Source organism: Flavobacterium sp. T50_26 (genome assembly GCF_057652995.1).
The window spans coordinates 40088-52960 of sequence record NZ_JBYFCC010000006.1 but is presented as its reverse complement, the minus strand read 5'-3'; the positions used below and the strand labels follow the sequence as shown (position 1 = coordinate 52960).

General features: G+C 31.8%; 15 protein-coding genes. 8 read left to right on the top strand and 7 right to left on the bottom strand.

The window, feature by feature from the left end; translation table 11 throughout:
• Nucleotides 1-112: 112 nt before the first annotated feature.
• On the top strand, nt 113-985 hold the full coding sequence (locus AC23MC_RS04965) for a cyanophycinase (RefSeq protein ID WP_487567353.1): 873 nt from the start codon (nt 113-115) through the stop codon (nt 983-985).
• A 92-nt stretch (nt 986-1077) separates the two neighbouring features.
• Nucleotides 1078-1923 carry an isoaspartyl peptidase/L-asparaginase gene (locus AC23MC_RS04960; RefSeq protein ID WP_487567354.1) on the top strand — a complete coding sequence of 282 codons (846 nt, stop codon included), beginning with the start codon at nt 1078-1080 and terminating at the stop codon, nt 1921-1923.
• A gap of 184 nt (nt 1924-2107) precedes the next feature.
• Here AC23MC_RS04960 and AC23MC_RS04955 read toward each other — a convergent pair whose 3' ends face one another.
• The 4 genes from AC23MC_RS04955 to AC23MC_RS04940 form a co-directional block, all read right to left on the bottom strand.
• A complete protein-coding gene (locus AC23MC_RS04955; RefSeq protein WP_487567355.1) occupies nt 2108-2719 on the bottom strand; it encodes a response regulator in 612 nt (203 codons plus the stop codon).
• A complete protein-coding gene (locus AC23MC_RS04950) occupies nt 2716-4518 on the bottom strand; it encodes a tetratricopeptide repeat-containing sensor histidine kinase (protein WP_487567356.1) in 1803 nt (600 codons plus the stop codon). Before AC23MC_RS04950 ends, AC23MC_RS04955 begins: the two co-directional genes overlap by 4 nt.
• Nucleotides 4518-4985: a hypothetical protein gene (locus tag AC23MC_RS04945; RefSeq protein ID WP_487567357.1), complete on the bottom strand. Its 468-nt coding sequence runs from the start codon at nt 4983-4985 to the stop codon at nt 4518-4520. The genes AC23MC_RS04950 and AC23MC_RS04945 overlap by 1 nt, the downstream gene beginning before the upstream one ends.
• An 85-nt stretch (nt 4986-5070) precedes the next feature.
• Nucleotides 5071-5259: a hypothetical protein gene (locus AC23MC_RS04940; RefSeq protein ID WP_487567358.1), complete on the bottom strand. Its 189-nt coding sequence runs from the start codon at nt 5257-5259 to the stop codon at nt 5071-5073.
• A gap of 98 nt (nt 5260-5357) precedes the next feature.
• On the opposite strand from AC23MC_RS04940, the gene AC23MC_RS04935 reads away from it, so the two are divergent.
• Complete coding sequence (locus AC23MC_RS04935; protein ID WP_291093036.1) at nt 5358-5741, top strand: pyrophosphohydrolase domain-containing protein; 384 nt, start codon at nt 5358-5360, stop codon at nt 5739-5741.
• A 48-nt stretch (nt 5742-5789) separates the two neighbouring features.
• Here AC23MC_RS04935 and AC23MC_RS04930 read toward each other — a convergent pair whose 3' ends face one another.
• Nucleotides 5790-6857 carry a branched-chain amino acid aminotransferase gene (locus tag AC23MC_RS04930; protein WP_487567359.1) on the bottom strand — a complete coding sequence of 356 codons (1068 nt, stop codon included), beginning with the start codon at nt 6855-6857 and terminating at the stop codon, nt 5790-5792.
• A 301-nt stretch (nt 6858-7158) separates the two neighbouring features.
• On the opposite strand from AC23MC_RS04930, the gene AC23MC_RS04925 reads away from it, so the two are divergent.
• The 5 genes from AC23MC_RS04925 (at nt 7159) to AC23MC_RS04905 (ending at nt 9923) form a co-directional block, all read left to right on the top strand.
• Nucleotides 7159-7653, top strand: coding sequence for a DUF4920 domain-containing protein (locus AC23MC_RS04925; RefSeq protein WP_487567360.1), 495 nt, complete (start codon nt 7159-7161; stop codon nt 7651-7653).
• Entirely contained in the window at nt 7653-8105 is a 453-nt protein-coding gene (locus AC23MC_RS04920; RefSeq protein WP_487567361.1) for a hypothetical protein, read from the top strand. Before AC23MC_RS04925 ends, AC23MC_RS04920 begins: the two co-directional genes overlap by 1 nt.
• A 6-nt stretch (nt 8106-8111) precedes the next feature.
• Nucleotides 8112-8771 (top strand): tRNA (5-methylaminomethyl-2-thiouridine)(34)-methyltransferase MnmC2, encoded by a 660-nt coding sequence (gene mnmC2, locus AC23MC_RS04915; protein WP_487567362.1) that lies wholly within the window; start codon nt 8112-8114, stop codon nt 8769-8771.
• 61 nt (nt 8772-8832) lie between these two features.
• Complete coding sequence (locus AC23MC_RS04910) at nt 8833-9624, top strand: TIGR00266 family protein (RefSeq protein WP_487567363.1); 792 nt, start codon at nt 8833-8835, stop codon at nt 9622-9624.
• A 101-nt stretch (nt 9625-9725) separates the two neighbouring features.
• Nucleotides 9726-9923, top strand: a complete 198-nt coding sequence (locus AC23MC_RS04905) for a hypothetical protein (RefSeq protein ID WP_487567364.1) — start codon at nt 9726-9728, stop codon at nt 9921-9923.
• Nucleotides 9924-9961: 38 nt separating this feature from the next.
• Here AC23MC_RS04905 and AC23MC_RS04900 read toward each other — a convergent pair whose 3' ends face one another.
• Both AC23MC_RS04900 and AC23MC_RS04895 read right to left on the bottom strand, forming a co-directional pair.
• Complete coding sequence (locus AC23MC_RS04900) at nt 9962-11497, bottom strand: T9SS type A sorting domain-containing protein (RefSeq protein ID WP_487567365.1); 1536 nt, start codon at nt 11495-11497, stop codon at nt 9962-9964.
• Nucleotides 11498-11825: 328 nt separating this feature from the next.
• Nucleotides 11826-12770 carry a LysR substrate-binding domain-containing protein gene (locus tag AC23MC_RS04895; RefSeq protein ID WP_487567398.1) on the bottom strand — a complete coding sequence of 315 codons (945 nt, stop codon included), beginning with the start codon at nt 12768-12770 and terminating at the stop codon, nt 11826-11828.
• Nucleotides 12771-12873 lie beyond the last annotated feature (103 nt).

The window sequence follows — 12873 nt, the reverse complement described above, 5'->3', positions numbered from 1 at the left end:
TTTTAATAAGAGTTAATTAATTTCTGATATTATTACTAAATTAATTGTTATTTGTAGAATTCATTTTCAATAAAACTTCACTTTAGTTTTAAGATTTTGTTATTTTTGCTGCATGAATAGCAGAGGAAAATTAATTATTATAGGAGGAGCTGTTGATAAAGGCAGTTTTACGGAATCAAGTTTTGATAAAGATGTTTCAAAAAATATGAATTTTTTTGAAAAGGGAATTATAAAAAGAATCATCGACGAATCAAAACACAAAGAAAATTCAAGGATAGAAGTTATTACAACTGCGTCAAAAATTCCGAGAGAAGTTGGTCCGGAATATGTCAAGGCTTTTCAATATTTGAATGCTTCTAACGTTGATGTACTTCATATTGAAAAACGTGAGCAAGCTGGAGATGAAGAAGTTCTTAATCGATTAAAAGCAGCTGATGTTGTTATGTTTACCGGTGGAGATCAGCTTAGATTATCTTCTATTTTAGGAGGTTCAAAATTTCATGATATTTTATTGGATAAATATAAGAACGAACATTTTATTTATGCAGGAACTTCTGCCGGAGCAGCGGCAGCATCCAATAATATGATTTATCAAGGCAGTAGTCATGAAGCTCTTTTGAAAGGTGAAGTAAAAATTACCAGCGGTTTAGGCTTAATTGATGATGTGATTATTGATACTCATTTTGTTCAACGAGGCCGAATTGGTCGCTTGTTTCAGGCCGTTGTTGGAAATCCTAAAGTGCTAGGAATTGGTTTAGGAGAAGACACCGGTCTTTTAATCACGAATGATACAAAAATGGAAGCCATTGGTTCCGGACTGGTGATTTTGGTTGATGGACGTGAAATAAAAGACACAAATTTAACACAAGTAGAACTTGGTCAACCTATTTCTATCAATCATTTGGTTACGCATGTTTTGAGTATTCACGATACGTTTGATTTGAGTACGTTTAAAATGCATATTCATTCTTCGCAATACATTTAATAATAAATTTTTAAATAGTTTTGGAACACAGATTGTAGAAATTATAAAAAGTATAAAATTTCTTTAATCTGTGTTCTTTTTAATTTTCAATTATGTCTAAAATAATAATTCACGGCGGATTTTTCTCCGAATCATCAACTAATCTTGAAACCAAAATTGCTAAGCAAAAAGCATTAATTCAAATTGTGAAAGATTCGTATGACTATTTACAAACACATTCTGCTTTAGAAACTGTGGTTTATGCCGTTTCGTTGTTGGAAGATGACGAATTGTTTAATGCCGGAATTGGTTCGCAAATTCAAAGTGACGGAAAAATCAGAATGAGTGCCGCTTTGATGGATGGAACTTCTATGAAAATGAGTGGTGTGATTAATATTGAAGATGTAAAAAATCCTATTCAAGTAGCCGAAGTTTTGATGAATGTTGATGATCGAATTTTGGGTGGAAGCGGAGCAACAAATTTTGCCAGAAAGCATGGTTTTGAAGCTTTTTCAACCGAAATTCCGCAACGCAAAGCAGAATATGAGGCCAAATTAAAATCAACCGGAACGGGAACTGTTGGTTGTGTCGCTTTAGATTCAAACGGAAAAATTGCGGTAGCAACTTCCACCGGAGGAAAAGGTTTTGAAATTCCGGGGAGAATATCTGATTCTGCCACAGTAGCCGGAAATTATGCTAATGAATTTTGTGGAGTAAGTTTAACCGGAGTTGGTGAAGATATTGTGAGTGGGGCAGTGGCAACCAAAATTGTAACACGTGTGACTGATGGATTTTCGCTAGAAGCTGCTTTTGAAAAAACGTTTAACGAACTAAAACCTTTTGACGGTTTTGCCGGAGCAATTGCTATTGATAAAAACGGAACTATTTTTCATCAAGATTCGCATCCAAGTATGGTTTTTGCTAGTTTTGATGGAGATAACTTTGAAGTTTTTGATTAATTTCCAATATTTTTCTAAGTAATAAAAAATTAAAAAATACCTACTTATAGGGATGTTTTGGTATTATTCTATATACTAACTTTGTTGAAGTTAATTAGTTAATTATTAACTGTAACCGTGTTAGTAGTTTTTGGAAATTTAGTAGAAAGTCCCTGTAGTAGGGACTTTCGCTTTTTATTATAATTTAAAAATCATATTTTCGTTCTACTGCAAACCGAATTAAATCTGTTTTTCCGTGTATATTGATTTTTTTGATAATATTTTTTCTGTGAGTATCAACAGTTGTTTTGCCAATAAATAAAATATCGGCAATTTCTTGTGATGTTTTGCCTTCTCCAATAAGTTGTAGAATCTCTTTCTCACGTTTGCTGAGTATAATTTCTTCTTTGGTAAGTGAATCGTGAGTTGTAATGGCGTCATCAAAATAAATTCCTCCTTTTGCAACAGTTCTAATGGCTTCTAAAACTTTTTTTAACGAAGAATTTTTAAGAATATAGCCTTTTGCACCTGCAGTTTGCATTTGACTAATGGCTTCGGTTTGTTCAAACATACTAAAGCCTATAACTTTGGTTTCAGGATTATTTTCCATAATAGATTTTGTGGCACAAATTCCGTCACACTTTGGCATTCGAATGTCTGTTAGCACAATATCTGGTCTTTTTCGCTTAACAATTTCTATTAATTCTTCACCATCATTTGCTTCACCAATAACTTCTATATCAGACTCAAATTCAATCATGAATTTGATTCCATCAATTAAAGCTTGATGATCTTCTGCAATTACAATTCGTATCATAGTGGAATATCAATTATAATAGTTGTTCCTTTATCTTTGATCGTGTCAATTGAAAAAGTTCCGCCCATTTGTTCTACTTTCTTTTCAATATTTTTCAGTCCCATTCCGTCACTTGATTTCACTGCTTTTGGATCAAAACCAATACCGTTATCTTCAATGATTAAATTAATATCTGTGCCATTATGTTGTGTTAAATAGATGTTCACTTCACTTGCTTTAGCATGTTTGATGATGTTTGTGCATAACTCCTGAATCATTCTAAATAGACTTACTTCCAGTTTGTTATCTAGTCTATCTTTTAAACCAAAAGGTATCACATTCATTTCCAAAAGGTTTAAAACACTCATTTTATCGGCCATTTTTTTAACAGCCGGAACCAAACCTTCATTACCAATAATACCTGTATTTTTTAAATGAGCCATGTCACGCACTTTTTGGTAGGCTTCTTCAATTAAATCATCAGTTTTTTCGTAGAGTTTGTTTTCTTCGTCAATCAATCCTTCCTTTTGACGTTTTAAGTTTTGGAAGTTTAGCTTTAAAGTTGCCAACATACTTCCTAAATTGTCATGGAGTTCATTGGCCATTTTTATTCTCTCTTTTTCCTGACTTTCTAACATAAGATCAATGTTTTGAAGCTCGTGATCTTTTAAGGTGGTGGCTAGTTTTTGTTTTTCAAGTAGTTTTTCCTGTTCAGCAATTTGTTGTTTCTTTTTGGCATTTTTAATGGTTAGTAATGAAATTACAATAATCGAAATCAGTACTCCAATTAATACAAAAAGTACTAGTAGATTAATTTTTCGTTTACTTTCAAGTAGACTATTTTCATTTTTTAAAGCTTTGTTTTCAAGATCTTTCTCTTTTGTTTCATAAAAAATCTGTAATTCTGAAACTTTTATGTTCTGTAATTCTTCATTAATCTTATTTTGAATTTCTGTGTGCTGATGAAGATTTTCATATGCTTTTTGATAATCACCTAAAGCATTATAATTAATAGATAAAAAATTATGTATAAGACTTTTTGTTTTATCTACATAGGATTTGATTTCTAATTCATTTGCTTTATTTAAAAAATCTATTGCCTTGTTGTATTCGCCTTTGTAATAATGACATCCAGCTATATTGATGTAATTGGTACAAATTTCATTAACATCATTTTTATTTATTGTTAAGTCAAGGTTTTTATTGAAGTAATATAATGCAGAATCCGGTTTTTGAAGCATTTCATTATATAATACTCCTAAGTTATTATTAATTGTTAGATAAGTTGTTTCGTTAAATGCTTTATTGTTGTGTTCTAAAGCTTTTTTGAAATAATTTTTGCTTTCGTCTGCATCGTCTTCAATTAGTAAGGTTGCCCAATTATAATATCCTTTTGCTAATAAGTCATCTTTACCGGTTTCTTTTGCAAATGCAATGTATTCTTGAACTATTTTTTTTGCTTTTTCAATGTTATGATTCTGTGTACTATATAGATAAGCAATGTCTAAAGTAACTTCCATCGATTGTTCTTTATTCCCAGCTTCTAAATATTTTAATTTTGATTTAGTATAATATTCAAATGATTTATCGTCCTGATTGTTTGTACTGTAAGCAGAAGCCATATATTTATAAACTTTTGCTAATTCCTCTTTATTTCTAATTGTTTGAAAAGGAGTTAAATATTTGATTGCAGAATAATTCCTGCCTTCAACTAACATTTTTTCTACATTAGCATAATCAGGAGTTTGCGAAAAGACATAACCACTCGCTATAAAATAAATAACGAGTGGAAGTATGCTATTATATTTTTTTAATTTCATTACTTTCTTATAATACTCATTCCTAGTACTCTAGGTTTTGCTTTATTGGTGTTTAAATAATTAAAGTTTCCTGTAGATTGAACTCTTCCATAAATACTTTCAACGCTTTGATAGTATAATTCCAAATCTTTAAGGTCTAGTTTACCACTATCGTGAAAAAGTAAAAACAATGTGTCTTCTAAATTAAAATCAAATTCAGTTTTATAATTGTTTAAGTCATCTATTTTAATTTCTAATCTATGCTTGTGAACTTGTTCGTTTAGTCTATCTCCATTATCAGTTGTGAGTTTAAATTGGCAATAAACAACATTTATTTTATTAAAAAGAGAAACTTTAGTCAAATCAAAAAGATGATTTTTAAATAGATAAGGATTGTCATCCTTTTCTTCTGGCAAATATATATCTAAAAGGAGTTTTCGACTAGTTTCATCAAACCGTCCAGTTGCAGTGTAAGTTAAGTCAGCCATAGTATTTAGTTTTAAAGTTGAAAGTCAAAAGTCGTAAGTAATTTACAAAAAAAAATCCCTACAAGTAGGGATTTTTATATTTTGATTATTTTTTTAAATACATTTTGATGAGGAATAATAAAAAGATAAAGAAAATAAAGCCTAAAAGCACTTTAAAACTTCCTTTGTAATGCAGTTTATGAAGCGATACATCTTTTCGGTATACATAAATCATTACCGCAATAAAACATACCACAAAGAAACCTGCAAAGATCATCTGACCGGTTGAAAACATAACTTTAATTTTTCAACAAAAATAGTTAATTGTTTTTGAATAGCTCTTTCAAACCACATTCAAAAAACAGTTATTTTTATCGAAATAAATTAGAAAGTATGCAAAAACAAATTTCAGCCGTCAAAGAATTTCATACGGCATTCGGATTAGGTTTTAAGGAAGAACCAACAATAAATTTAGGCGAAAACAAAAATTTACTTCGTTTTAATTTGATGAAAGAAGAAAATGAAGAATACCTCGAAGCAGCGATGAATAATGACATTGTTGAAGTTGCCGATGCGTTAGGCGATATGCTTTATATTTTATGCGGAACCATTATCGAACACGGTTTGCAACACAAAATTGAAGAAGTTTTTGATGAGATTCAACGCAGCAACATGAGCAAATTAGGCGAAAACGGTAAACCAATATATCGCGAAGACGGAAAAGTTCTAAAAGGTCCAAATTACTTTAAACCTAATTTTGAAGCCATTCTAAAATAAAAAATCAGTTGTCGGTTTCCTAACAGATAACCGACAACTGACAACAGATTACACTTTAACTGTCCAGCCAAAAGTATCTTCAGCTAATTTATATTGAATGTTGGTCAATTTTTCTTTTAATTGTGATGCATATGAATTTTCCATTTTTGGTAATTCATAATAATTATCTTGGTACGAGAAACCAACAATTGGATTAACAACGGCAGCTGTTCCGGCTCCAAAAATTTCTTTTAGTGATCCATCTTTTGCGGCTTCAATCAATTCTGCAACCAAAACCGAACGAACTTCAACGTTAATTCCGTCACGTTTTGCAATATCAATTAAGCTTTTACGAGTCACACCATCCAAAATTCTTTCTCCGGTTGGTGCTGTATATAAGGTGTCATTAATTCTAAAGAAAACATTCATTGTTCCTGCTTCTTCCAATTTGGTATGTGTAGCATCATCTGTCCAAATAATTTGCTGAAAACCTCTTTCGTTAGCCAATTTTGTTGGATAAAATTGTGCCGAATAATTTCCGGCCGCTTTCGCCGCACCAATTCCACCATTTGCCGCACGACTGTAATGTTCTGCAATAATTACTTTTACTTCACCTGAATAATACGAACGAGCCGGCGAAAGAATAATCATAAAACGATATTGCGTAGAAGGTTGAGCAATAACTCCAGAACCAATCGCAATCATAAAAGGTCTAATATATAAGGTGTTTCCCTTTCCTTTTTTTACCCATTCACGTTCTAAATCTAGAATAGCTTTTAAACCGCCAATAAAAATATCTTCAGTTACTTCCGGCATAGCCAAACGTTTAGCAGAATGATTAAAACGTTTAAAATTTTCATCCGGTCTAAACATCCATACATCATCACTTTCATCTTTGTATGCTTTCATTCCTTCAAAAATTGCTTGACCATAATGAAAAACTTTTGCCGATGGGTCAATCATAAATGGTTCATAGGGTTTGATAATCGGTTTTTGCCATGCACCATCTTTAAAATCGCAAATCAGCATGTGATCTGAGAATATATTTCCAAAAGTTAGGTTTTCAAAATCAACACTACTAATTTTTGAAGTAGATGCTTTAACTATATCGATTTCGTTAATAAGATTTGAACTCATTTATGTAAAATTTAGCAATAAAAATTAATATTAAGTAACTAATAATCAGTATTTTATAACTGATTTAAGAAGATGGAAATAAATTACACCTTAGATTTGGCTAAAATATAAAAAAATCAGCAATTTTTTGAATGTTTTATAAAAACATCACAAATTCCAACTACTTTTTTACATTTCTTTAAACTGAATATAAATTATTGAGTTTTTAGCATTTTGAACTAAAATTTATTGGAAATTTAATTTGAAAAGAATTAAACTACTTATTTTTGTGGTTCAATTAAAAAAATAAAAAATAAATATAATGAAGAAAACAATTCTTGTAGCGATTGCCGTTTTTTCGATGATTGCTTGTAAAAAAACTGAAGTAAAAGAAGTTGCAGAAGTAAAAGCAGAAAATTTCAAAACTTTTGGTGATTCAATTTCAGCTGAGGGTGTAATTTCGAAAGAAGAATTATTAGCAAAATATGAAACTTTGAAAGAAGGAGATACTGTAGAAGTAAAATTCCGTTCAGATATAAAAGATGTTTGCCAAAAGAAAGGTTGTTGGATGAATATGAGTTTAAACGAAGACAAAAATGCATTTGTTCGTTTTAAAGATTACGGCTTTTTTATGCCATTGAATGCTGCCGGAAGTGAAGCAATAGTAAACGGAAAAGCTTTCATTTCGGTTGAAACTGTTGATGAATTAAAACATTATGCCAAAGATGCCGGCAAATCACAAGCTGCAATTGATTCGATTACAGAACCAAAAGTTTCGTATTCGTTTTTATCAAATGGTGTATTAATTAAAGAATAATGAAGAAAATCTTAGTTTTTGGATGTACGGTTTTATTCGTTTTTAGTTGTCAAAAAAAGACAGAATCTAATGATGAAAAAGTTGATTCTACAGCCACAACAAAAAAAAAATCGTTCGAGATGTATGAGCTTTCCGAAATGGCATTGCTCATGGAACAAATGTATGTAGACAATCAACGACTAAAAGAACGTATTGAAAAAGGCGAGCCGGTTGGTGAATTTCCATCCCATTTTGCAGAAATTCACAAGGCGATCATGACCGATCCATCCGAAAACGACCAATTTTTTAAAGATAATGCCAATATCTTTTTAAGAGCTCAGGAAATGATTTATAAAGATCCTGAAAATGCAAAAGAACATTATGCTAATGCAGTTCAGGCTTGTATTTCTTGCCATGAAGTGAAATGTTCCGGACCAATCCCGAGAATTAAAAAGCTACAACTTAAACCATAGTTTCAATTGAAAAGAGAAATTATTATCACTTCCGATGGTTCCACATCCATCCATTTGCCGGAGTGGGAAGAGAGTTATCATTCGAAACACGGAGCCATTCAAGAAGCTCAACACGTATTTATCAAAAACGGATTGTCACTTTGCAAAGGGCAATCCGTTTCTGTTTTAGAAATTGGTTTTGGAACGGGTTTAAATGCGTTTATCACTTTTATTGAAAGTCAGAAAAGCAATCAAAACATTGAGTATGTTGGTGTAGAAGGCTTTCCAGTTTCAGCTGAAGAAGTTGTACAAATGAATTATGTTAATCAACTGAATGCAAGCCAATTTGAATCAGAATTTAAAATGATGCATACTTCAGATTGGGAGAAAAATGTAACAATTTCGGAACACTTTCGACTAACAAAACGAAAACAATTATTCAACGAGATCAACGATAAAAATCAATTTGATATTATTTATTTTGATGCTTTCGGCTATCGTGTTCAACCGGAATTGTGGAGCGTAGAAATTTTCGCCAAAATGTTTGAAGCTTTAAAAGAAGGTGGAATTTTAGTCACTTATGCTTGCCGCGGACCGATTAAAAATGCAATGAAAGAAGCCGGTTTTCAAATTGAAAAATTAGCCGGACCTCCAGGGAAAAGGGAAATGTTGAGAGGGTGGAAGTAAAGGTTGTCTGTTGTTGGTTGTCTGTTTTCGGTAAAAAAATCTTAATCAAAAAAATATAATCATGTACAAAGTCACAGATTACACCATTTACGGTGAAGAAATGCAGTATGTTGAAATAAATTTGAGTTCTTCAGAATCAGTCGTGGCAGAAGCCGGCGGTTTTATGATGATGGAAGACGGAATCCGAATGAAAACCATTTTTGGCGATGGTAGCGATGCGGGTGGAATCATGGATAAACTATTTTCGGCAGGAAAAAGATTGCTCACGGGAGAAAGTTTGTTTATGACTTTATTTGAAAACAATTATCCAAACCAGCGAAAAATTTCATTTGCGTCACCTTATCCCGGTAAGATTTTGCCAATTGATTTAAACGCTGTTGGCGGTAAGTTCATTTGTCAAAAAGATGCTTTTTTGTGTGCAAATCAAGGTGTGAAAATCGGAATTGAATTTTCTAGAAGATTAGGTCGTGGACTTTTTGGAGGAGAAGGTTTTATTATGCAAAAATTAGAAGGAAGCGGATTGGCTTTTGTTCATGCCGGCGGAACAATGGCTAAAATTGATTTACAACCCGGCGAAATGATAAAAGTTGATACCGGTTGTGTAGTGGGTTTTACGCAAACTGTAGATTATGATGTGCAACTTGTAGGAGGAATACGAAATACAATTTTTGGCGGAGAAGGATTGTTTTTTGCCACATTAAAAGGTCCGGGAACAGTATATGTTCAATCGCTTCCATTTAGTCGCTTGGCAGGTAGAATATGGGCAGCAGCTCCTCAAGGTGGTGGAAAACACAAGGGCGAAGGAAGTATTTTAGGTGGTTTAGGAAACCTTTTAGATGGCGATAATCGTTAAACTTTAGCCAATTGGCATGTTAAAAATTGAGGGTGTATTTTAATTTTTATTAAATTTACATAACGTTCTTCCAAAACCTAATTCTACATAAAAACGAAAAAATGACAAGACCGATGTTTGCTTACACTAAGAAAATCTTAGAAAGCGTAAGTTTTGATCCTAAACTTTTTAGTAAAGAACTCATAAAAGCAATGAACCAATTATTGCCTTATGAAATAGAACAACTAAGAGATTGGTTGTTGAGCTTTACAGAAGAAAAACCAGAACTAAAGAATTGTTTAATTTATGTTAATCTATAAAACTAAAGGAGCCTAAACAGCTCCTTTTTTATTGTCATTTATTGTTTTATAAGCTTTATTGTTTTAGAGAATTTAGAATTACTTATTTTTATAAAATAAAGGCCACTAATTAAATGTGCTACATCGATTTTATTTTCTGCTAAATTTGTAATAGTTTGAATTAGCTTTCCGTCAATGCTATAAATTTCAATTTCATTTATTGGTTCATCAGAGTTGATTATAAAATAATCTCTTGCAGGATTTGGATACAGATTTATTGTATAATTTGCAATGACATCTGTTAAAGTAAGTGGGCTAAAATTTATATACCGATATATTCTGCCATTGACCAACACCAATACCTTTCCGTCTTGTTGGACATAAATACCTCTTGCAAATTCATTCGTTCCCGTAACTACGTCCACATAAACACCATTAGTCATAAAACTTGTATCTAAAGATGTGTTGGCATTTAATCTTGCTATACCGTAATCATAATTGTTTGTAGAGTCATCATTTCGTTTACAGGTTGATACAAGTATGAATTTTCCATCAGGTAAAAGCTCAATATTTCCGCCCGTTAGTGGATAATGATTGGGTACGGGTACATAGGTCGTATTCATTCCATCGCCACTAAAAGAAGTATCTAGTGTACCGTTTGCGTTTATTTTTGCAAAAGCGACACTTCCAACAGAAGTACCTGCTGCTAACATAGTGTTGTCTGCAAGAAAGAAAATTTTTGAAATAGAATCTAACCCTGCACTAAAATTGATTGTAATGCTACCATTTGTACCGAAGTTATTGTCAAAGGTTCCATTTTCAGTAATTTTTAGGATATATGCATCTCTATCGGTGGTGGTTACATTGGTTCCGCCAACCATCATGTAAGTAGATGGTCCTAAAAGATAAATTTTACTAAAGAAATCATATGTATTTGGTGAAAACTGCATGACGCCATCAGTGCCAAAAGTTGTATCTACCGTACCATCAGACAAAAAACGCATTGCAACGGCATTCGAATCTAAATAGCCATCTATTTCTGTGTAACCTACTGCTGTGATTTTGTTGTTCTCGTCCACAACGGCATCGAGGAAGCGTTCTCTCTTTTGATTGAAAGTGTTTAAGGAATGCTTTATTATTCCGTTAGTACCAAAGTTGGTATCTACAGTTCCGTTTTCATTAAATCGGCAGATAAAGAACTGATAATAATAAGATGTTGAGCCTACTTGATAAGTTTGTCCATAGGTTAGTATTTTGCCATCTGGTTGCACCGTAACTCCATACATATCGAATCGATCTTTGAAGGAAGTAGCTATGTAGTTGGCTATACCGTTTGTTCCAAAAGTGGTGTCTAAAGCACCGTCTTCGGTATATTTATGAACTCTGATGGTTGGCATTAATGAGGGATAACTTGCAGTAGGTTTAGTTACTGCAATTATTTTATTGTCAGGATATTTGTAAGTTACTGTCAAATCAACGTTAGCATTGTTGATGCCATCAACACCATAGGTGGTGTCTAATTGTAGTTGTTGTGCGTTCAGAAAGACTATACCTAACAAAGAAATTAATAATAAAAATGCGTACTTTTTTTTCATATTATAGGGGAGGGAAAACTCTAAAAATTAATTTTAATTTTTCACAAAACAATATTCGTTGATTTTGTAAAAAAAAACTATAGTACAAAACTAAATTTTTATTTTGGATAAATGAATCAAAAAAAATATTTTTTAAATCATATACGGGTTTGATAATCAAATTTTTACATTAGAATGTTAATCTAATTACTTGTTAATGACGGAATAAATTACAGTTCAAGTTAATTAATCCGATTATTACTAGCTCTCATAATTCCTATTGATTTCACTTTTAGTCCATTCATACTTTATTCTCTAAAATAAAAACATATTTTCCTTTACAATAAAGTTATTTCTTTTGAATCGGACTAATTATCTGAATATCCTGAAAAGCAATTGCTCCACGAACAACTCCACTAATCACATTGCGTAAGGCATCAATAATGTGAATTTTTAGTTCATTTTTTGGGTAAATCAGACTTACTTCGCGAGCCGGTTTAGGGTCTTTAAAATGCTTAAGCTTTGCTTTATCTTTTTCCTTTAAATCCAACGTATGTAGATAGGGTAGAAGTGTAGTTCCTAATCCTTCATCGGCTAATTTTATTAAGGTTTCAAAACTTCCACTTTCAATATGAAAATTAAATTTATCAGAATTTCCCGGATTGTTTTTACATAAATTTAGAATACCGTCTCTAAAACAATGTCCGTCTTGAAGCAATAAAATTTCATCAAGATTTAAATCGGAAACTTCAATTTCTTTTTTATCATAAATGGCATGACTTTCCGGAATGTAAGCCACAAATGGTTCATAAAACAAAACTACTTCTTTAATTTTTTCTTCTTCCAACGGAGTGGCAGCAATAGCGGCGTCCAAATGCCCGTTTTTCAACTTAATAATGATTTCATCAGTGTTTAATTCTTCAATAATTAAATTGACTTTAGGATATTTTTTAATGAAATTATTTAGAAACATCGGCAATAGAGTTGGCATCACGGTTGGGATAATTCCCAATCTAAATTCACCACCAATAAATCCTTTTTGTTGATCTACAATATCTTGAATTCGATTGGCTTCATTGACAATATTCTTGGATTGGTTTACGATTTTCTGACCAATTTCTGTTAGTTGAATTGGTTTTTTAGTTCTGTCAAAAATTTGAATACCGAGTTCTTCTTCAATTTTTTGAATTTGCATGCTCAATGTTGGTTGAGTAACAAAGCATTTTTCGGCAGCTAGGGTAAAATTCTTGTGTTCTGCTACGGCTAACACATATTGTAATTGCGTAATTGTCATATTGATAGTAAAATTTGATACAAAGATAAAAACTATCAATTTTTTTTATACTATTTAGCTTTATTTTTTTGTAAATTTATTCTATAAAATTTAAAACACAATA